Consider the following 20,895-nt stretch of genomic DNA (forward strand, 5'->3'; position numbering starts at 1 on the left):
ACATGAATATTAAACAATTACGGTACGTCGTCGCCATTGCTAATAGTGGAACTTTTCGTGAAGCCTCAGAGCAACTCTTTGTTAGTCAACCCTCAATGTCAATTGCAGTAAAAGATTTAGAACAAGAACTTGGCTTTCAAATTTTTGAAAGAACAAATACAGGCGCAACTTTGACTATTGAAGGCGAACGATTTTATGAACAAGCACAAACTGTTTTACGTAATTTCGAAAGCTTTGAATCGAAATATTCTAAACCTAAAGAATCAGACAAAACATTTTCAGTTGCTAGCCAACATTATGATTTTTTAGCACCGGTCGCCGTTGAATTTGCGAAGAAAAATCCCGAAATAAAGAATTTTAGAATTTTTGAATCTACCACTTATAATATTTTACAAGAAGTGGCACAAGGGCATAGCGAACTTGGGGTAGTTTATCTGAATAAACAAAACCGCTCAGGGATTTTAAGAATGCTCAATAAACTTGAATTAGATTATGAAGAGATTTTCTTATCGCAAACGCATATTTATATTCGCAAAGGACATCCACTCGCGCAGCGCGAGACGATTTCAGATGATGATTTAAAACCGCTAGATCGTGTTCGATTTACCCAAGAAAATGAACAGTTTCTTTACTATTCAGAAGATTTGGTTGAAACTTTTGAAAATACATTGATTTATAATGTTACTGACCGAGCTAGCTTAAACGGTATTTTAGAACGAACAGACGCTTATGCGACAGGTCTTGGCTTTATCGATAAAGCAAGTGTTCATAACGTGACTGTTGTTCCTATGCAAGGGGATAATGGAAATAGTTTGATTTTAGTCAAACACCGTGGACATTTACTTTCAAATGCGGCAACTTCTTATAAACGCAGCCTTGAAGTTTATTTTGAAAACTATGAATTCTAAAATAAAAATACTCTCTGATTCATTTATCAGAGAGTATTTTTATTAGGATTACTAAAACTTCTTACTGAGCTTTTTGTTTTTGGGCTATGCCAATGAGAATCATTGCGAGCAAGATGATAACAATTCCTCCGATAGGCGTAAAGACAACACTAGAGGTTTTGGAAATTTGGCCTCCTACAAAAGAACCAAGAGTAATTCCAATGTTAAAGGCTGCAATATTGAATGCAGAAACCAGAGTAATATCTTTTGGAGTGAATTTTTCGGCCAGTTGAACAACATATAATTGTAAACCAGGAACATTCATAAAAGCAAAGAGTCCCAAGAGTAATGTTGCAATCAATCCCAAAGGTTGAGAAGCTAAGCTTGTACTGATAAAAAGAAAGAGTAAGCTTAAGGCAAGAGCCGCAAACATTTTTTGCAAAGCAGGAAGGATATTTTTATTTGTTAGATGTCCACCTAGTGAATTACCAATGGCAACCATCACACCATAGGCAACTAAAATAATAACGACTGTACTTGCTGAAAATCTAAAAGTCCCTTCAAGTATAGGGGTAAGATAAGTGTAAGCAGCGAAAGTTCCACCATATCCAAAAGCAGTGATAAAGAAGGACATCATAATTGATTTATTCGTGAAAATTCGTGCAAGTCCACTCAAGTTGATTTTTCCAGGGATTGGAAGACCTTTAGGAACAAGAATACTTGTAGCTATCAGTCCAATCAATCCAATGACAACAATGAAAATAAATGACATATGCCAAGTAGAGTGTTGACCAATGAAAGTTCCCAAAGGAACACCGATAACTGTAGCAACTGTAAGTCCTGTAAACATTAAGGCAATTGCTGAAGCTCTTTTTTCAGGACGAACAACATCAGCGGCAATGACTGTGGAAATGGACATGAAGATCCCATGGGCAAGTGAAGCTAGCACCCGTCCAACTAAAAGTAAAATAAAAGTTGGGGCAAAGGCTGAGAGTAAATTACCAAGGATAAACAAAATCATAATGGCAACCATCAAAGTTTTTCGATTCCAAGTTCCTGTGAGAATAGTTAGTAATGGTGCACCAACCGTTACACCTAGCGCATAAAGAGAGACTGTTAAACCGGCTTGCGATAAACTGATATTAAAAGTGTTCACAATCATTGGCATTAAACCAACGCTGATAAATTCGGTTGAACCAATTGCAAAAGCATTAATCGCTAAAGCAAGAAGTGTAAGACTAGGAGAGATTTTTTTCATTATATTTCTTTCTTAAAAATTAAAAGTATCTGGGTTAGGGCCAACACGAAGGGCTTCATTTAATGAGTTTAGGGCCTCCATATCTTCTTGGTCAAGTGCAAAATCAAATATTTGTCGATTAGCAATCATTCGCTCACTCTTGATTGATTTGACATTGACTAAAATCTCTTGTTGAATATCCCAACGAAGAATAATTTGGGCAACAGATTTTCCATGTTTGTCAGCAATTTTTTTGAGCATTTCATTGTCTAATAGTTGACCTTGCATCAAAGGAGACCAAGCTTGGACCTTAATATCATGAAGTTTCAAAAATTCACGAAGTTCTTTTTGTGAAAGCTTAGGGTGAAGTTCAATTTGATTTAATACTGGTTTTATTTCAGCATAGCTAAGAAGTTCTTCTAAATGATGTTTTTGAAAGTTGCTGACACCAATCGCTTTAACTTTTCCCGCTTTATATAAATCTTCCATTGCTTTCCAAGCTTCTTTGTAAGCATAATTAGTGCCAGGCCAGTGGATAAGATATAAATCAAGATAATCCAAATCTAATTTTTTCAAACTTTCTTCAAAGCTTTGAATTGTTTCTTTATAAGAATGATTGTCTCCCCAAAGTTTTGACGTGACAAAGAGGTCTTCACGAGTAAGCCCTGTCGAGGTCAAACCTTCTTTTATTCCTTGACCAGTCCCTTCTTCATTTTCATAAATTTTAGCTGTATCAATTAAACGATATCCATTGATAATTCCGTTCTTTACCACTTCAGCAGTTTCTTCATTCGGAATTTGAAAGACTCCTAAACCGAGTTCTGGAATTTCAATTTGATTATTAAGTTTCATTTTTTGCTCCTCATCTATTTTGTTTTGGCAGAAAATTAGTATATAATAAATAAAACCTCTTGAACAGTACCTACTTTTTTGTGTCATACGTACTAAAAAGTAATAATTGGATAGAATAAGGGATTAGAAAGGAAATTAATTTTGAAAAAAATTTATAATATAGGTGTGGAAGCGACAATGGATGTTATTGGTGGAAAATGGAAACCAATTATTTTGTGTAATTTAAGACATAATCCAAGTCGTCCAGGAGAATTGAGAAGACTAATTCCAGGAATCAGTCAAAAAATGCTGACCCAGCAATTAAGAGAATTAGAAATTGATAATATTATCGTGCGTAAGGTTTATAATCAGGTCCCACCTAAGGTTGAATATTCACTAAGTCCTTATGGGGAAACTTTAAATGGCTTACTAGATATTCTTTGTTCATGGGGCGAAGGCCATGTCCAAACTTTAAAAAGTAAAGGTGAAGAAGTTCAAATTTTAGAATAATCTAGTGAATAATGAGTAGCTGATAGGTAAGAGGAGTTAGGAAATGTATCAACCAAGATTCAACAAAATTCATCATATTGCAATCATCGCCGACGATTATGAAAAGGCTCGCCATTTCTATGTTGATATTTTAGGATTTTCAATTATTCGAGAAAATCATCGGCCAGAAAAAGAGGATGTTAAACTTGATTTAAGGCTGAATGATGAAACAGAACTTGAATTATTTATTAAATCAGGAGCGCCCGAACGTTTAACTTATCCAGAAGCAAAAGGATACCGACATCTCGCTTTAACAACAACGAATATTGAAGAAGATCGAAATTATTTGATAAGCCAAGGGGTAAAAGTAGAGGAAATTCGGCAGGATGAGATTACTGACAAAAAAATGCTCTTCTTTTATGATCCAGATGATTTACCAATAGAACTTCATGAGTAATTTTTTGAAAAAATAAGATGAAGGAAAGATTTTTATTTTTGCTGACGCTTCTGTCAGTAAATAAAAGGGCTTACAGAAAATAAAAGCTAGAAAAAAAAGAAAAAATGTAGTAAAATTAACTTTGTAAATGAACGAACTAAATGTCGTTCAAGTAAAAAATAAACGGAGAATACACAAAATGCCAAAATTAGTATTTGCACGTCACGGTGAATCTGAATGGAATCTTGCTAACCTTTTCACAGGTTGGGCTGACGTTGACCTTTCTGAAAACGGAACTAAACAAGCGATTGAAGCTGGTAAATTGATTAAAGAAGCTGGAATCGAATTTGATATTGCATACACTTCAGTATTGAAACGTGCGATCAAAACAACTAACCTTGCTCTTGAATTTTCAGATCAACTTTGGGTACCAGTTGTTAAATCATGGCGCTTGAACGAACGTCACTACGGTGGTTTGACAGGTTTGAACAAAGCTGACGCTGCTGCAAAACATGGTGATGAACAAGTTCACATCTGGCGTCGTTCATATGATGTATTGCCACCTGCAATGGATCATGATGATAAATATACAGCTCACGGAGACCGTCGTTATGCTGGTCTTGAAGATTCATTGATTCCTGATGCTGAAAACCTCAAAGTTACTTTGGAACGCGCTCTTCCATTCTGGGAAGACCAAATCGCTCCAGCTTTGAAAGAAGGAAAAAATGTCTTCGTTGGTGCTCACGGTAATTCAATTCGCGCCCTCGTTAAACAAATCAAAAAACTTTCTGATGACGAAATTATGGATGTTGAAATCCCTAACTTCCCACCACTTGTTTTCGAATTTGATGACAATTTGAACGTTCAAAACGAATACTATTTGGCTCCAAAAAAAGCTTAAACATAATTGAATAAGCCATATAATGCTCCGATTTGTCAGTGGAATTTCTACTGACAAATTGGAGCTTTTTTGTATTCAATTTAATAGTTTGTGAGTTTTTAGACAAATTAATTGATTCTTCATTTTTTTCTTGAGATAATTTAATAGTAAAGTTTTAAACAAAAAAAGGAGAACATCATGTCACTAGTTGGTAAAAAAATAGAAGAATTTTCAACAGATGCTTATCTTGATGGGAAATTTATTAAAGTTTCTGACAAAGATTTTTATGGAAAATGGAATGTACTTTGTTTCTATCCAGCGGACTTTTCATTTGTTTGTCCGACGGAGTTAGAGGATTTGGAAGAAACATATCCTGAATTGAAAAAACTCGGAGTAGAAGTTTACTCTGCTTCAACAGATACTCATTTTGTTCATGCTGCATGGCATGACCATAGCGATGCAATTTCTAAGATTACTTATCCTATGCTTGCGGACCCTTCACAAAAAATTTCACGGGCTTTTGATGTTCTTGATGAAGAAGCTGGACTTGCTCAACGTGGAACATTTATTATTGACCCTGATGGTGTGATTCAAGCTTTTGAAATTACAGCAGATGGAATTGGGCGAGATGCCAGTCAGTTAATTGATAAAATTAAGGCAGCTCAATATGTCCGCAATCATCCAGGTGAAGTTTGTCCCGCTAAGTGGAAAGAAGATGGGGAAAGCCTTCATGTAGGAATCGACCTTGTAGGAAAAATTTAAAATAAATAAGTGAGTCTTGACTCACTTTATTTGTCTTGAAAAATTTAATGACAGAAAGGTTTAATATGATTTTAGATGAAAATCTGCGTTCTCAGTTACTGCCGTATATGGATTTATTAGAAAATCCAATTATTTTAAAAGTGGACGCAGACGATAGTGAAAATGGACAAAAAATAAATGAATTTACAGATGAACTGGCAAGTTTATCAGACTTGATTTCAAAAGAGAAAACAAATCTGAATCATAAACCGGCTTTTTCAATTGAAAGAGAAGGTGTTTCAGGGCTTGTTTTTTCAGGTCTTCCTTTAGGTCATGAGTTAAATTCATTGGTTTTGGCCCTTGTGCAAGTGAGTGGTCGACCACCACGTATTGAACAAGAATTAATTGAACAAATTAAGGCTATTAAAACTTCACTTCATTTTGATACTTATGTCAGTTTAACTTGTCATAATTGTCCAGATGTGGTTCAAGCTTTAAATACAATGACCATTCTCAACCCTAACATTAGTCATACCATGATTGAGGGAGGCATGTTCCAAGCAGAAGTAGAAGCAAAAGGAATTATGGCTGTTCCTGCTGTCTTTAAAAATGGCGAAGAATTTCATAGTGGACGAGCAAGTCTTGAAGAATTGTTGGAAAAAATTACAGGTCCAGAAAGTTCGGATAGTTTCGCAGAAAAAGAACCTTATGATGTTTTGGTAGTAGGAGGGGGGCCAGCTGGTGCGAGTGCAGCTATTTATGCGGCACGTAAGGGAATCAGGACAGGCTTGATTGCCGAGCGCTTTGGAGGCCAACCTTTAGAAACTTTAGGGATTGAAAATCTGATTGGAACACCCTATATAGAGGGTGTTCAGCTTGGTCGTCAGCTTGAAGAACACGTAAAAAAATATCCAGTAGATTTGATGAATCTGCAAAAAGCAGTTAAACTTGAGAAAAAAGATTTAATTGAAGTAAGTCTTGCAAATGGAGCAACCTTGAAGAGTAAAGCTGTTATTCTCTCAACTGGCGCTCGTTGGCGTGATTTAGGAATCCCAGGAGAACAACGCTTTAAGAATAAAGGAGTGGCTTATTGTCCTCATTGTGATGGTCCGCTTTTCTCTGGTAAAGATGTGGCAGTTATTGGTGGAGGAAATTCAGGGATTGAAGCAGCGATAGACTTAGCTGGTTTGGTCAACCATGTCACTGTTCTTGAATTTTTACCAGAACTTAAAGCAGATAAAATCTTACAAAAAAAACTTGCTAGTCTAACTAATGTTACTGTTTTGACCAATGTGGAAACTAAAGAGATTCTAGGAGATGAGCAAGTCACGGGGTTGAATTATCAAGTTCGAGGCTCTAAAGAAACGATTCATTTAGAGCTTGCCGGTGTCTTTGTTTTGATTGGTTTAGTTCCCAATACTCAGTGGTTGGAAGGGACAATTGATTTGACAGATCGTCATGAAATTGTGACTGATAAGGTTGGAGCAACAAATATTCCGGGTGTCTTTGCAGCAGGAGATTGCACAGATACTGTTTATAAACAAATTATTGTGTCAATGGGAAGTGGAGCGACTGCTTCCTTAGGTGCCTTTGATTATTTGATAAGAAATTAAGTTGTTTTTCTTAAAAAGGAAGCTTGTCTGAGTTTCCTTTTTTAGTCTTTTCATTTTTCTTGATTAAGTTGCGTTTCTCGATTAAACTAGAACTAATCAAAATTGTAAGGAAAACTTTTCATAAATGTGGTAAAATGTTTAAGTACAAATTTTGAATTAAAAAATTATTTATAAAACTCATTCTTGGAGTCCAAATGTCAGTTAATAAAAGAAAAAACGATAAGCGCAATAAAGTCGGTCAGTCTAAAAAAACAAATAAAGAAACAAAAGTATTAAAAGATCCAACAAAATTAATCCCAAAACGCATTAATCTTCTATTTTTCGTTATTTTTGTTCTGTTTATGATTTTAATCGGAAAACTTTTTCACATGCAAGTTTTGAATTCTCATTTCTATGCCGAAAAATCAATTAGCGCCGGTGGCGATGTTCAGATTATCGAAGGAGCTCCGAGGGGAAATATTTACGATGCAAGTGGTAAAGCTTTAGCAACAACAATCCCTGTCCAAGCCGTTGAATTCACACGTAGTCAAAATGCGACAGCAGATGAAATGTATCAGGTAGCGAATAAGCTAGCAACTATTTTATCTAATGATATTGATGTTGCTGATTTGACAACTCGTGACAAAAAAGATTATTTCTTGGCTAATGCTAAAAATTTGGAAAAAATCGCAAACAAGCTAACTGATAAAGAAAAGAAAGATAAACAAGGCAATGATTTAACTGGCTCACAAATTTATGAAGTTGAGCTAAGTAAAGTTAAAGATAGTGACTTGAACTTTACGGCGGAACAAACTTTTGCCGCAAAATTATTCAAAGAAATGAATAGTACAAGTACTTTTAATACTACTAAAATTGCAACTGGAAGTATTACGGCAGAGCAACAAGCGACAATTGCGGAGCAAGAAGGAGATTTGCCAGGAATTACGATTGGAACTTCTTGGGATCGCTCTTATGCTCAAAATTCGCTAACTCCATTAATGGGGACTATTACTTCACAGAAATCGGGGATTCCGGCGGAAGATTTAGATGCCTATCTTAAAAAAGGTTATCAACGTAATGACCGTGTGGGAACTGGACTTCTTGAGAAAGGCTACGAAAGTGAACTTCAAGGAACGCACAGTATTAGCAAAGTCAAATTTGATAAAAATGGTGATGTTTCTGGAACAAAAACAATTCAAAAAGGAAAACGTGGGGATGATTTAAAATTAACCATTAACCTAGATTTCCAAAATGCTGTCAACGATTTGGTTAAAACACAATTGGACCAATTAATTGCCCAAGGTTATGGTCAGTATAACAGAGGGGCTTATGCTGTTGTTCTCAATGTTAAAACAGGTGCAGTACTAGCCCTATCTGGATATAACCGTGACCCTAATACAGGGGTAATTACGGATAATACACTTGGAACTTTCCAAAGTGTCTTTACACCGGGGTCTGTTGTGAAAATGGGAACATTGACTGCTGCTTGGAATGCAGGAGTGATTTCGGGAAATGACACTTTAACTGCGCAGTCTATTCAATTTAAAGGTTCACCTCCTATCAATGACTGGTGGGGAGATGCTTCACCAATGGCTTTAACGGCTGTTGAAGCCCTGCAATATTCATCAAATACTTATATGATGCAGTTAGCAATGAGAATGTTAGGGGCTCCTTATACTGCTGCTGGACAATATCTCAATGATAGTAACCGAGTTAAAGTCTATGAGCAGCTACGAAGCGCATTTGCTTCTTACGGTTTAGGGACTTCAACAGGATTCGATATTCCGGGAGAGTCCACAGGATTTATTCCTTCAGCAAAATCTAAAGATGCTTCTGGGGTTAATGTATTGTATGAATCATTTGGTCAGTATGATAACTATACTCCACTTCAATTGGCAGTTTATGCTGCAACTTTAGGAAATAATGGAACGCGCTTAGCGCCACACATCGTCCAAGGGATTTATGAGGGCGGAAATGATGGACAACCAGGAACCTTAATTAAAAATATTACGCCTAAAATTATGGATAAGGTTAATATTACTCCAGACAATATGGATGTTCTTCATCAAGGGATGTATGCTGTTGTTCATGGTGCAGGTGGTTTGACCACTGGTAAACCAATGAGCGCTGCAACGGTTTCTATTTCTGGTAAAACGGGTACTTCCGAAAGTACGAAAATATTAGGAGATGGTAGTCAAGTTATCGTAACAGCAAATAATGCAGTTGCTTTTGCTCCGTCAGACAATCCAGAGATTGCGATTGGAGTTGTGTTGCCAGATAATACTGAAAGTAATGCTTCTAGTGGTACGAAGGCAAACCAAAGCATTGTCACTGGAATTACCGATTTATACTACTCAAACGAAGCTTTTCGAACAAATTAAAATAAAAAAGCCCTCTTGAATGAGGGTTTTTCTTTTAAAAATCTTGTCGCATTTCCTTTTCATTTTAAGCCTTTTATAGTAAAATTAATAAATTGAATAAAATATTTACAAGTGAAGAATTGGTGAAATATGTATTATCCAGAACCTATTGCTCGCCTGATTGAGTCATTTTCAAAATTACCCGGAATTGGGCAGAAAACGGCGACACGGCTAGCTTTTTATACGATTGGCATGGAAGATCAAGATGTCAATGAATTTGCGAAAAATCTCTTGTCAGCAAAACGAGATTTACGCTTTTGCTCTATTTGTGGGAATTTAACAGAAAGTGATCCTTGTGCTATTTGTACTGATCCCACACGTGATAGAACAACGATATTGGTTGTCGAAGAATCTAAAGATGTTCTTGCCATGGAAAAAATCCGTGAATATCGCGGACTCTATCATGTCTTACATGGAACAATTAGTCCAATGAACGGGATCTCTCCTGATGAAATTAATGTTAAATCTTTGATTACAAGGTTAATGGACTCAGAAGTTAAAGAAGTGATTATTGCGACCAATGCAACTTCGGATGGTGAAGCAACCGCTATGTATCTGGCTCGAATGATTAAACCTGCGGGAATTAAAGTGACACGACTGGCTCGTGGATTAGCTGTAGGGTCTGATATAGAGTACGCTGATGAGGTTACCTTATCAAAAGCCGTGGAGAATCGGTTGGAAATTTGATTTTTTCTGTGGTAAAATAAAAAAGACAATTATTGACGTTTTGTATTATAAAGCAATCTTAAAAATGGTCAGTAAAAAAGAAGCGACTGACAAGGCAGTCAGTAAAAAAGGAAGAAATATGTCAAAAGAAACATTAATTTTGTTGTATGGTGGTCGTTCTGCTGAGCGAGAAGTATCAGTTTTATCAGCAGAATCAGTGATGAGAGCTGTCAATTATTCTCGTTTTATTGTGAAAACTTACTTTATCACTAAGGGTGGTGAATTCATAAAAACACAAGAATTTACTGACACACCTGCTGAAGAAGAAAAATTACTGACAAACGATTTGGCAGAGTCTTATCCAAAGATTTCACCTGCGGCAATTTATGAAAAAGATGCTGTTGTATTTCCAGTTTTACATGGTCCAATGGGTGAAGACGGCTCTATTCAAGGATTTTTAGAAATTTTGCGTTTGGCATATGTCGGACCGAATATTTTATCTGCCTCAAGTACAATGGATAAATTATTAGCAAAACATGTTTTTGAAGCTGTTGGTGTGCCACAAGTTCCTTATGTTGCCGCTTTTGCTGACGAAAATCAAGCGGAGATTGCTCAAGAAGTCGTCGAAAAATTAGATTTCCCAGTTTTTGTAAAACCAGCGAACATGGGTTCTAGTGTGGGGATTTCAAAAGTTGATGATTTAGCAGATCTTCAACCAGCCCTGAGTGAAGCTTACAAATATGATAACCGTGTGGTCATTGAACAAGGGGTGGATGCGCGTGAAATCGAGTGTGCTGTCTTGGGAAATAATAGTGACGTTTCTGCAACACTTCCAGGAGAAGTCGTGAAAGATGTTGGATTTTATGATTACAACTCAAAATATATTGATAATAAAATCCAAATGGACATTCCTGCAAAAGTTTCAGCAGATTTAGCTCAAAAAATACAAGAATATGCCAAGAAAGCTTATAAAGCAGTTAATGGAGCTGGTTTGTCACGTTGTGATTTCTTTGTGACTAAAGATGGAAATGTGTATCTTAATGAAGTCAATGCCATCCCTGGTTTCACTCAATGGTCAATGTATCCATTGCTTTGGGAAAATATGGGCTTGTCTTACTCTGATTTAATTGAAAAATTAGTTGATTTAGCTAAAGAAACTTTTGAAACACGCGAAAATCATCTCTTATAAAAAATACGAATCTGTCAGTAAATTAATTGCTGACAGATTTTTTCATCAGTAAAAAAGGCAAAAAGTACCACTGCTTATGGGCTGTGTTACTTTTTTCTATAATGCAGAGTAAAAAGTTTAAGTTGATAAGAGGCCGGATGTAAGAAATTATCAGTCTAAGGTATAACCGCAGATAGGGTTGGTTTCATTCGGTCCTAATAAATTGAAAGCCAGTCACACGAAACGTGTTTCATCTGGCTGGCTGTGTTATAATGGAGTCACTATGAAACTCACAATTCACGAAATCGCTCAAGTCGTTGGCGCAAAAAATGATTGGTCGCAACTGGCAGATTTGTCAGTAAATAAAATTGAATTTGACAGCCGTTTAATTGAAAAAGGAGATATCTTTTTGCCACTCAAAGGGGCACGAGATGGTCATGATTTCATCGAGATTGCTTTTGACAATGGAGCAATAATTAGCTTTTCAGAAAAAGAAGTTGAACAAGCTCATCTTTTGGTTGATGATAATCTAGCAGCTTTCCAAACATTAGCAAAATATTATCTGGAAAAAACAAAAGTTCCAGTTATTGCGGTGACAGGCTCAAATGGTAAAACAACCACCAAGGATATGATTGCTGCTGTTTTATCTAAAAAATATAAAACCTATAAAACACAAGGAAATCATAATAACGAAATTGGATTGCCTTACACAATTTTACACATGCCAGAGGATACTGAAAAATTAGTATTAGAAATGGGAATGGACCACCCTGGCGATATTGATTTTCTCTCACAACTAGCTCAACCTGAACTAGCTCTTATTACCTTAATTGGTGAAGCTCATCTTGAATTTATGGGTAGTCGTGAAAATATTGCAAAAGGTAAAATGGGTATTACTGCTGGTCTACATGGTGAATTAATTGCCCCTGCTGACCCAATTATTAATGCTTTTATTCCAGAAAATCAAAAAATCAGTCGTTTTGGTTTGCCCGGTGAAGATTTATTCATTACAAAATTAATTGAGCACAAAGAAAGATTGACTTTTGAAACTAATTTTTTAGATGAATCAATAACGATTCCAGTTCCTGGTAAATATAATGCAACGAATGCTATGTTAGCTGCTTATGTTGGCTTACATTATGGATTGACAGAAGCTGAAATCAAAAAAGCTTTGAAAGAAGTTGAACTGACCAGAAATCGGACAGAGTGGAAAAAATCTAAAAATGGAGCTGACCTTTTAAGCGACGTCTATAATGCCAATCCAACAGCTATGCGCCTGATTTTGGAAACTTTCCAAGCCATTCCTAAAAATGAAAATGGTCGAAAAATCGCAGTTCTTGCTGACATGTTAGAACTCGGACCAACAGCTGCTCAACTTCATAAAGAGGTGCTGAAATCGATTGATTTCACAAAAATTGATAAAGTCTATCTTTATGGCGAAATGATGAAAAATTTGGCAGATATTTCGACTGACAAACCTGTCAGCTATTTTACAGATTTGGATTTACTGACAGAAAGTCTGTCAGCAGATTTGAAACCAGCAGACCAAGTTTTATTCAAGGGCTCAAACAGCATGAAACTTTCAGAAGTTGTTGAAAAATTATAATGACAAAAAAGTACTGACAAGAGTCGGTACTTTTTAGTTTTGTTAAATTGTCAGAAAAATACAATAATATTCTTGACATTAGATTTTCGAAGAAGTATAATAGGTCCACGTTTAATTTTCAGAATAATTAGAAAATTCAATAGTACTTTTATGATTTGGAGAAACCAGATGAAACAAGCAAAAATTATTGGGCTCACCACCGTCATTGCTCTGTCAGGAATTATTTTAGTGGCCTGTGGTTCAAAAACAAGTGAGCAAAAAAACATTCAATTTTCAATTCCCACTGATGTGGCCTCGCTGGATACCACAATTTTAACTGACCAGTATTCTTATGATGTTGCAGGAAATGTTGAAGAAGGATTGACACGCGTTGACTCTAAAGGAAATGCTGCCTTGGCTCTTGCAAAATCAATTGATGTTTCAAAAGATGGTTTGACTTATACGGTCACCCTTAAAGATAATTTAAAATGGTCAAATGGTGATAAGTTGACCGCTAAAGATTTTGTTTATTCATGGAAAAGAGCAGTAGACCCTAAAACAGGTTCAGAATATGCCTATTTGATGGGAGCAGTTTCTGGAGCTAATGATATTATTTCTGGTAAATCATCACTTGATACTTTAGGAATTAAAGCCGAGTCAGATACAGAATTTACAGTCACCTTGGCACAACCAACACCATATTTTAAATTCCTTTTGTCAGAACCCGTTTATTATCCACTTGATCAAAAAGTCGTTGATAAATATGGTAAACAATATGGGACATCCTCAGATAAAACCGTATATAATGGCCCATTCATGTTCAAGTCAGATAAAGCTTGGACTGGAACAAATAAGAATTTTTCAATTTATGCCAATCCAAATTATTATGATAAATCAGCAGTTAAGTCTAAACAAATTGATTTTCAAGTCATTTCAAATGCTAATACAGGAGCTCAACTCTATAAACAAGGAAAACTCGATTTTACACTCCTTTCAACAACTGATTTGATTAATGCCAATAAAAAAACAGAGGGTTATACAGTCTTTAAACAAGCACGGACAGACTATATTGAATACAATCAGTCTGGAAAAAATGCCTCAAGTCCTGATGCTCAAAAAGCTTTAGCAAATCAAGACATCCGTCAGGCTTTAAACTTAGCAACAAATCGAGCAGAGGTTGTCAAAACAGCCCTCCCAGGCTCGACCGTTGCGACAAGTTTCACACCAGTGGGGATGAGTAAGACCTCAACGGGAGAAGATTTTGCAACTTATGCCAAACAAGCTTATAGTTATGACCCGACAAAAGCAAAGGAACTTTGGGCAAAAGGCTTAAAAGAACTTGGTTTGACCAAACTCAGTCTTAGCCTTGAAGCTGCTGGAGATTTGGCACCATCAGAAGCAACGGCTAACTTCTTGCAAACGGCTTATCAACAAAATCTGCCGGGTTTGACGGTTAATTTAAAACTCGTTCCATTCAAACAAAGACTGAATGATGCGCAAAATGGAAATTTTGACATGGTACTCTCAGGTTGGGGTGGAGATTATGCTGAACCCTCTACCTTCTTGCAACTCTTTACAACAGGTCAATCCTATAATGACGGAAAATTCTCAAGTAAAACCTATGATGATGCTTTTAAAGCAGCAACAACAACACCAGATGTTCTTGAGCCAGCCAAAGTAGACGAACATTATAAAGCGGCAGAAGCAGCTCTTTATGAAGGATCATATATCAATCCAATTGATTTTCAAGCCAATCCAGCTTTAATGAATCCTAAAATCACAGGCTTAGAATTTCATTCAACAGGTCTAGCTTACGACTTAAAATCGGCTTATATTAAATAATTAAAACATAAAGATAAATTTTCTGAAAATTTATCTTTTTTATTGAATATTCTTACTGGTTGAAATAGAATACAAACTATTCAGAGCCTAGCTAGATGAAAGGGTTTTAAAGAAAAAGAGGAGATAAAAATTTTTTTCAAAAGTTTGTGAAAACTTTCCGCTATTAAAAAATTAAATGTTAATTTTCAGAAAACATAACCATTATACTTTACAATTCAGGTTGAATTAAGTATAATACCAATATAATAAATTTTCTGACAATAATAAAAATTGCGAAGTCAGACACAATTCATGAAAGAGGGAAATTACATGAAGACTTGGAAAAAAGTTACCTTAGGTACAGTTGCACTTGGTTCGGCAGCTTTGCTTGCAGCATGCGGCAATAGCGGTTCTAGCTCATCGTCATCATCAAAAGACATTCAATGGAATTTAACATCACCAATTCAAACATTGGATTCATCACTCGCGACAGATACATACTCAAACATCATTATTGGTAACACCAATGCAGGTTTGACACGTGTGGACAAAGATGGTAAAGCACAGCCAGAATTGGCAAAATCTGTTGATGTATCAAAAGATGGCTTGACTTATACTTTCCATCTTCGTGATGGCTTGAAATGGTCTAATGGCGATGCTTTGACTGCTAAAGACTTCGTTTATTCTTGGCAACGTGCGGTTGACCCAGCGACTGCTTCAGAATACGGATACCTCCTTGGCCCAGTAAAAAATGCCAACGAAATCAATGCAGGTAAAGCTGATAAATCAACACTTGGTGTTAAAGCAACCGATGATACAACATTTGTTGTCACACTTGCACAACCAACACCTTACTTTGAATTCTTGACAGCTAACTCTGTTTATTTCCCACTCAACCAAAAAGTTGTTGAAAAATACGGAAAACAATACGGAACATCATCAGAAAAGATGGTTTACTCAGGACCTTATAAATTTGAAAAATCAAAAGGTTGGAACGGTTCAAACCAAACATTCTCAATCGTGAAGAATGATGATTATTGGGATAAGAGCGCAGTTAAGACTAAAGAAATCGACTTCCAAGTTGTTCAAGATGTTAAAACATCATTTAACCTTTACAAACAAGGTAAAATTGACCAAACAGGTATCGGTGACCCAGACCTTTACAAAGCAAACAAAACAGATAAGAATGTTGTCTCTCTGAACGAAGCAACTACTTCATATGTCCAATATAACCAATCAGGCAAAAATAAAGCCCTTGCGAATAAAGATATTCGTGAAGCCTTCAACCTTGCAACTGACCGTAAACAATATGTTGACACTGTAACACCAGCTTCTACACCAGCAACTGGATTGACACCAGCAGGTATGGCTAAAACAAATACTGGTGAAGACTTCGCTAAATATGCAGAACAACCTTACAAATATGATGTCTCAGCAGCTAAAGCCGCTTGGGAAAAAGGTTTGAAAGAAATTGGGGAAACTAAGCTTACTTTGACTTTGACCACTGATGATACAGCAGCGGCTAAAGACTCAGCAACATTCCTTAAGCAAGCTTGGGAAGAAAAACTTCCAGGTTTGACACTTAACATCAAATCAGTACCATTTAAACAACGGTTGAATGACTCAACTACTGGGAACTTCGATATGGTTATCTCACTTTGGGGTGGTGACTATGCTGAACCATCAACATTCCTTGACTTGTTCACATCAACTTCACCAAACAACAATGGTAAAATCAATAATGTGACTTATGATAAAGCCATTAAAGCTGCTGAAGTGACAGACGCACTTGACCCTGAAAAACACTATGCAGATTACAAAGCTGCCGAAGAAGCACTTTATACAGAATCAAATATTAATCCGCTTTACTTCCGTACTTCACCAGTTCTTCGTAACCCTAACCTTAAAGATGTACGTTTTGGTTCAACTGGTTTGACTTATGACTTCAAAACGGCTTACCTCAAATAATAATAGAGTTTTAGAGCAAGAAAGTTAGGATTGGCAGATTGCCAACCCTATCTTTTCGCTTAGATTAGGAAATTTTTTATGGTTAAATATATTCTTAAACGTTTGGGGCTTTTGCTTCTAACTTTGTTCCTGATAGTGACATTGACTTTCTTTATGATGCAAGTCATGCCCGGAACGCCTTTCTCAAATCCCAAACTAACTCCAGATCAACTGGAAATTTTGAAACATGCTTATGGTCTAGATAAACCGCTCTGGCAACAATACTTTATCTATGTTGGACATATGTTCACAGGTAATTTTGGTACCTCATTCATTTATACCAACCAACCGGTTATTACGATGATTGCTCAACGTTTACCAGTTTCAATGCAGTTAGGAACACAAGCTCTTATTCTAGGTACTGTTCTTGGTGCTTTGATGGGGAAAGCTTCTGCGCGTCGTAAAAATGGCCTTCTTGATGGAATTTTTGGATTTCTCTCAGTACTTGGGATTTCAGTTCCTTCATTCGTAATTGGTACCTTGATTCTTCTTTATCTAGGATTTAATTTGAATCTTTTCCCAATTTCTGGTTGGGGGACTTTCTCACAAACGATTATGCCAACAATCGCTCTTTCATTTGCACCGATGGCCGTAGTAACACGTTTCGTACGTTCTGAAATGATTGAATCACTGTCTTCAGACTACATCTTGTTAGCACGTGCTAAAGGTTTATCTGAAAAAGAAGTTGTCAATAAGCATGCGTTGCGTAATTCATTGATTCCAATGTTGACTTTGATTGGTCCAATGGCCGCAGGTCTCTTGACAGGGTCAGTCTTGATTGAAAAAATCTTTTCAATTCCTGGAATTGGTGCTCAATTTGTTGATTCGATTCCTGCCAAAGACTTCCCAGTTATTATGGCAACAACGATTGTTTATGCGGTAATCTTGATGGTGTTCATCTTGGTTACAGATATTCTGACTGCAATTGTTGATCCACGAGTTCGTCTCTAGAAAGGGTTTGTCGAAATGGAAAATTTAAATAAAGACTTCACCCTTGTTGGTTCAAAGGGTTCAGATTCAACAGAAAAAATTGCGAAACCTGCCTTGAGTTTTTTCCAAGATGCTTGGCGTCGTTTCAAGAAAAATAAAATTGCCCTAGTAGCGATGTGGATTATTGCGATCACATTAGTTTTCTCAGTGATTTCAGCATTTGTTGTGCCACAATCAAAAGCAAACTATTTTAATCCAAATAAATCACAAGTTTATGGAAATCTTCCACCCAAACTTTCGGGTGATTTACCATTTTGGAATGGTGATTTCAAAGCTCCTGGTTCAGCTGAAAAAACAGATGTTTATAAAGCTCAAGGTGTTCCGGAAAAAGATAAATATGTCTTTGGAACGGATAAATATGGACGTTCATTAGCTAAACGGACAGTTGTTGGTTTGCGTATTTCATTGATTATTGCCCTGGCTGCGGCTCTAATTGACTTAGTAATTGGGGTGACCTACGGGATTATTTCCGGCTGGATGGGCGGAAAAGTCGATATGGTCATGCAACGGATTATTGAAATTATCCAATCTGTACCAAACTTAGTTGTGGTAACCATGCTTGCCCTCTTATTGGGACAAGGGATTTCATCAATTATCATTGCCATTGGGCTCTTTGCTTGGACCGGAATGGCCCGGCAAGTCAGGAATATGGTGCTCTCCTATAAAGAGCGTGACTTTGTCTTAGCTTCAAAAACTTTAGGACAATCTACTTGGAAAATTGCAGTAAAACATTTGTTGCCAAACGTTTCAGGGGTTATTGTTGTCCAAATCATGTTTGATATTCCAAGTATGATTATGTATGAGGCTGTTTTATCAGCGATTAATCTTGGGGTTAAACCGCCAACGTCTTCTTTGGGGACTTTGATTAATGATGGGATTGCAAGCTTGCAATTCTATCCATTCCAATTGATTATTCCAGCAATCGTCTTGTCTGTGCTCTCACTCACATTTATCTTCTTTGGAGATGGTCTGCGTGATGCATTTGACCCTAGAGCAAGTGAGGATTAGAAATGGCAGAAGAAAAAGTATTAGAAGTTAAAAATTTGCATGTCAATTTCCACACCTATGCTGGAGATGTTAAAGCGATTCGTAATGTTTCTTTTGATTTAGAAAAAGGACAAACCTTGGCTATTGTTGGTGAGTCTGGTTCTGGTAAGTCAGTAACAACAAAAACTTTGATGGGATTGAATGCTAAAAATGCAGAAATCCCTGAAGGGGAATTGTTATTTAAAGGTCGTAACCTTCTTGATTTGAAAGAAGAAGAATGGCAAAAAATTCGTGGAAATGAAATTTCGATGATTTTCCAAGATCCAATGACTTCTCTTGACCCAACCATGCGTATTGGAAAACAGATTGCTGAACCTTTGTTGAAACACAATAAAGGCATGAGTAAAGCCGATGCCATGAAACGGGCCCTTGAATTGATGCAACAAGTAGGAATTCCTGATGCCGAAGTGCATATCAATGATTATCCACACCAATGGTCAGGTGGGATGCGTCAACGGGCGGTTATCGCAATTGCCTTGGCTGCTGATCCTGAAATCTTGATTGCAGATGAACCAACAACTGCGCTTGACGTTACCATTCAAGCCCAAATTATGCACATGATGGCCGAATTGCAAGAGCGTATTAATTCATCTATCGTCTTTATCACCCATGATTTAGGGGTTGTTGCTGGATTTGCACATAAAGTTGCAGTAATGTATGCGGGAGAAATCGTTGAATATGGGACAGTTGAAGAAATTTTCTATAACCCACAACATCCTTACACTTGGGGACTTTTGGATTCAATGCCAACAGTTGATTCAAGTGTAGACCGCTTGGTTTCAATTCCAGGAACTCCTCCTGACTTGTTGAATCCGCCAAAAGGGGATGCCTTTGCGGCACGTAATAAATTTGCCCTAGCAATTGACTTTGAAGAAGAACCTCCATACTTTGAAGTTTCTCCAACTCATTTTGCTAAAACTTGGCTTTTAGATCCACGAGCACCAAAAGTAACGCCTTCCGATAATATCTTGGCACGTTGGAAACGCTGGGAAGAATTGAAAGGGGATAAATAATGACAGAACCTAAAAAAGTGGTTGAAATAAAAAACCTTGATTTGACTTTTAATAAAGGAAAAAAAGGGGCAAATAAAGCAATTAATAATGTTTCTTTAGATATTTATGAAGGAGAAACATTTGGACTTGTTGGAGAATCAGGTTCTGGTAAAACAACGATTGGTCGAGCAATTCTTAAACTTTACGATAATTTTATTACTGGCGGAGAAATTCTCTTTGAAGGTAAAGATGTTCGTAATCTAAAAGGCTCAGAGTTGCGAGAATATCGTTCAGAAGCACAAATGATTTTCCAAGATCCACAAGCTTCATTGAATGGGCGGATGCGCGTTAAAGATATTGTTGCTGAAGGACTTGACGCTAACGGTTTAGTAAAAACTAAAGCTGAACGTGATGCTCGTGTATTGGAACTTTTGCGTCTGGTTGGATTGAATGATGACCATTTGACACGTTATCCCCATGAGTTTTCTGGTGGACAGCGTCAACGGATTGGGATTGCACGTGCACTTGCTGTAAAACCAAAATTTGTCGTTGCCGATGAACCTATCTCGGCACTAGATGTATCAATTCAGGCCCAAGTCGTTAACTTGATGAGAGATATTCAAGCAAAAGAAAATTTGACTTACTTATTTATCGCTCATGATTTGTCAATGGTTAAATACATTTCAGACCGTATTGGTGTGATGCATTGGGGGAAAATTTTGGAAGTTGGAACTTCTGAGCAAGTTTACAATCATCCAATTCATCCTTACACTAAGAGTTTGCTAAGTTCGATTCCGTCACCAGACCCTATTTCCGAACGTCAGCGGACCCCAATTGTTTATGACCCAACAGCAGAATTGGATGGGCAAGAACGTGAGATGCGTGAAATTACGCCTGGACATTTTGTCTTTTCAACAGAAGCTGAAGCGGAAGTGTATAAGAAAAATGCCACTCTATAAGTAAAAAATAATGATAAAACAATTAGTTCTACTGATTGTTTTTTCTATTGTTTTCTTACTGCCCGAATAAATTTTTCACTCTTTAACCCATCAGTAAGTGTAAAAAAATCAGCTATAAAATTATGGCAAATTTTGGTATAATTGAGT

The 20,895-nt window shown here is 36.7% G+C and carries 18 protein-coding genes; 16 read left to right on the forward strand and 2 right to left on the reverse strand.

What is annotated here, in order from left to right; all coding sequences use genetic code 11:
- Nucleotides 1-2 precede the first annotated feature (2 nt).
- Nucleotides 3-908: a LysR family transcriptional regulator gene (locus tag KW2_RS01650; protein ID WP_011834410.1), complete on the forward strand. Its 906-nt coding sequence runs from the start codon at nucleotides 3-5 to the stop codon at nucleotides 906-908.
- Nucleotides 909-969: 61 nt separating this feature from the next.
- Here the strand turns inward: KW2_RS01650 and KW2_RS01655 are convergent, their stop codons facing one another.
- Both KW2_RS01655 and KW2_RS01660 read right to left on the reverse strand, forming a co-directional pair.
- Nucleotides 970-2,145, reverse strand: a complete 1,176-nt coding sequence (locus tag KW2_RS01655) for an MFS transporter (protein WP_021036697.1) — start codon at nucleotides 2,143-2,145, stop codon at nucleotides 970-972.
- Between the two features lie 12 nt (nucleotides 2,146-2,157).
- Complete coding sequence (locus tag KW2_RS01660) at nucleotides 2,158-2,976, reverse strand: aldo/keto reductase (RefSeq protein ID WP_021036698.1); 819 nt, start codon at nucleotides 2,974-2,976, stop codon at nucleotides 2,158-2,160.
- Between the two features lie 141 nt (nucleotides 2,977-3,117).
- Between KW2_RS01660 and KW2_RS01665 the strand changes: the two genes are divergently transcribed.
- The 15 genes from KW2_RS01665 to KW2_RS01735 all read left to right on the forward strand — a co-directional run bounded on the left by KW2_RS01665 (nucleotide 3,118) and on the right by KW2_RS01735 (nucleotide 20,748).
- Nucleotides 3,118-3,465, forward strand: coding sequence for a winged helix-turn-helix transcriptional regulator (locus KW2_RS01665; RefSeq protein ID WP_011834413.1), 348 nt, complete (start codon nucleotides 3,118-3,120; stop codon nucleotides 3,463-3,465).
- A 43-nt stretch (nucleotides 3,466-3,508) separates the two neighbouring features.
- Nucleotides 3,509-3,901: an SMU1112c/YaeR family gloxylase I-like metalloprotein gene (gene gloA2 / locus KW2_RS01670; protein WP_011675393.1), complete on the forward strand. Its 393-nt coding sequence runs from the start codon at nucleotides 3,509-3,511 to the stop codon at nucleotides 3,899-3,901.
- A gap of 178 nt (nucleotides 3,902-4,079) precedes the next feature.
- Entirely contained in the window at nucleotides 4,080-4,781 is a 702-nt protein-coding gene (locus KW2_RS01675; protein WP_011675395.1) for a phosphoglycerate mutase, read from the forward strand.
- Nucleotides 4,782-4,958: 177 nt separating this feature from the next.
- Nucleotides 4,959-5,522, forward strand: coding sequence for an alkyl hydroperoxide reductase subunit C (ahpC, locus tag KW2_RS01680; protein ID WP_021036699.1), 564 nt, complete (start codon nucleotides 4,959-4,961; stop codon nucleotides 5,520-5,522).
- Nucleotides 5,523-5,587: 65 nt separating this feature from the next.
- Nucleotides 5,588-7,114, forward strand: coding sequence for an alkyl hydroperoxide reductase subunit F (gene ahpF, locus KW2_RS01685; RefSeq protein WP_011834415.1), 1,527 nt, complete (start codon nucleotides 5,588-5,590; stop codon nucleotides 7,112-7,114).
- 194 nt (nucleotides 7,115-7,308) lie between these two features.
- Nucleotides 7,309-9,474, forward strand: a complete 2,166-nt coding sequence (locus KW2_RS01690) for a penicillin-binding transpeptidase domain-containing protein (protein ID WP_021036700.1) — start codon at nucleotides 7,309-7,311, stop codon at nucleotides 9,472-9,474.
- Between the two features lie 129 nt (nucleotides 9,475-9,603).
- Nucleotides 9,604-10,200: a recombination mediator RecR gene (recR, locus tag KW2_RS01695; RefSeq protein WP_011834417.1), complete on the forward strand. Its 597-nt coding sequence runs from the start codon at nucleotides 9,604-9,606 to the stop codon at nucleotides 10,198-10,200.
- Nucleotides 10,201-10,318: 118 nt separating this feature from the next.
- A complete protein-coding gene (locus KW2_RS01700) occupies nucleotides 10,319-11,368 on the forward strand; it encodes a D-alanine--D-alanine ligase (protein ID WP_021036701.1) in 1,050 nt (349 codons plus the stop codon).
- A 262-nt stretch (nucleotides 11,369-11,630) separates the two neighbouring features.
- The gene (locus tag KW2_RS01705) at nucleotides 11,631-12,953 is read left to right on the forward strand and encodes a UDP-N-acetylmuramoyl-tripeptide--D-alanyl-D-alanine ligase (protein WP_021036702.1); all 1,323 of its coding nucleotides are present in this window, start codon (nucleotides 11,631-11,633) and stop codon (nucleotides 12,951-12,953) included.
- Nucleotides 12,954-13,121: 168 nt separating this feature from the next.
- A complete protein-coding gene (locus KW2_RS01710; RefSeq protein WP_021036703.1) occupies nucleotides 13,122-14,774 on the forward strand; it encodes a peptide ABC transporter substrate-binding protein in 1,653 nt (550 codons plus the stop codon).
- A gap of 309 nt (nucleotides 14,775-15,083) precedes the next feature.
- Nucleotides 15,084-16,721: a peptide ABC transporter substrate-binding protein gene (locus KW2_RS01715; protein WP_021036704.1), complete on the forward strand. Its 1,638-nt coding sequence runs from the start codon at nucleotides 15,084-15,086 to the stop codon at nucleotides 16,719-16,721.
- Nucleotides 16,722-16,799: 78 nt separating this feature from the next.
- Complete coding sequence (locus tag KW2_RS01720; protein WP_011834421.1) at nucleotides 16,800-17,711, forward strand: ABC transporter permease; 912 nt, start codon at nucleotides 16,800-16,802, stop codon at nucleotides 17,709-17,711.
- Between the two features lie 15 nt (nucleotides 17,712-17,726).
- The gene (locus KW2_RS01725) at nucleotides 17,727-18,758 is read left to right on the forward strand and encodes an ABC transporter permease (protein WP_011834422.1); all 1,032 of its coding nucleotides are present in this window, start codon (nucleotides 17,727-17,729) and stop codon (nucleotides 18,756-18,758) included.
- A gap of 2 nt (nucleotides 18,759-18,760) precedes the next feature.
- Complete coding sequence (locus KW2_RS01730) at nucleotides 18,761-19,810, forward strand: ABC transporter ATP-binding protein (RefSeq protein WP_011834423.1); 1,050 nt, start codon at nucleotides 18,761-18,763, stop codon at nucleotides 19,808-19,810.
- Nucleotides 19,810-20,748, forward strand: a complete 939-nt coding sequence (locus KW2_RS01735; protein WP_011675407.1) for an ABC transporter ATP-binding protein — start codon at nucleotides 19,810-19,812, stop codon at nucleotides 20,746-20,748. The genes KW2_RS01730 and KW2_RS01735 overlap by 1 nt, the downstream gene beginning before the upstream one ends.
- The last annotated feature ends 147 nt before the right edge of the window (nucleotides 20,749-20,895 follow it).

Source organism: Lactococcus cremoris subsp. cremoris KW2 (assembly GCF_000468955.1).
Taxonomy (GTDB): Bacteria; Bacillota; Bacilli; order Lactobacillales; family Streptococcaceae; genus Lactococcus; species Lactococcus cremoris.

Coding starts and splice junctions, on each gene's coding strand:
- KW2_RS01675 (WP_011675395.1), top strand. CDS start 4,080: ATGCCAAAATTAGTATTTGCACGTCACGGTGAATCTGAATGGAATCTT.
- ahpF (WP_011834415.1), top strand. CDS start 5,588: ATGATTTTAGATGAAAATCTGCGTTCTCAGTTACTGCCGTATATGGAT.
- KW2_RS01655 (WP_021036697.1), bottom strand. CDS start 2,145: ATGAAAAAAATCTCTCCTAGTCTTACACTTCTTGCTTTAGCGATTAAT.
- KW2_RS01720 (WP_011834421.1), top strand. CDS start 16,800: ATGGTTAAATATATTCTTAAACGTTTGGGGCTTTTGCTTCTAACTTTG.
- KW2_RS01700 (WP_021036701.1), top strand. CDS start 10,319: ATGTCAAAAGAAACATTAATTTTGTTGTATGGTGGTCGTTCTGCTGAG.
- ahpC (WP_021036699.1), top strand. CDS start 4,959: ATGTCACTAGTTGGTAAAAAAATAGAAGAATTTTCAACAGATGCTTAT.
- KW2_RS01660 (WP_021036698.1), bottom strand. CDS start 2,976: ATGAAACTTAATAATCAAATTGAAATTCCAGAACTCGGTTTAGGAGTC.
- KW2_RS01715 (WP_021036704.1), top strand. CDS start 15,084: ATGAAGACTTGGAAAAAAGTTACCTTAGGTACAGTTGCACTTGGTTCG.
- KW2_RS01730 (WP_011834423.1), top strand. CDS start 18,761: ATGGCAGAAGAAAAAGTATTAGAAGTTAAAAATTTGCATGTCAATTTC.
- KW2_RS01705 (WP_021036702.1), top strand. CDS start 11,631: ATGAAACTCACAATTCACGAAATCGCTCAAGTCGTTGGCGCAAAAAAT.
- KW2_RS01725 (WP_011834422.1), top strand. CDS start 17,727: ATGGAAAATTTAAATAAAGACTTCACCCTTGTTGGTTCAAAGGGTTCA.
- KW2_RS01650 (WP_011834410.1), top strand. CDS start 3: ATGAATATTAAACAATTACGGTACGTCGTCGCCATTGCTAATAGTGGA.
- KW2_RS01710 (WP_021036703.1), top strand. CDS start 13,122: ATGAAACAAGCAAAAATTATTGGGCTCACCACCGTCATTGCTCTGTCA.
- recR (WP_011834417.1), top strand. CDS start 9,604: ATGTATTATCCAGAACCTATTGCTCGCCTGATTGAGTCATTTTCAAAA.
- KW2_RS01735 (WP_011675407.1), top strand. CDS start 19,810: ATGACAGAACCTAAAAAAGTGGTTGAAATAAAAAACCTTGATTTGACT.
- gloA2 (WP_011675393.1), top strand. CDS start 3,509: ATGTATCAACCAAGATTCAACAAAATTCATCATATTGCAATCATCGCC.
- KW2_RS01690 (WP_021036700.1), top strand. CDS start 7,309: ATGTCAGTTAATAAAAGAAAAAACGATAAGCGCAATAAAGTCGGTCAG.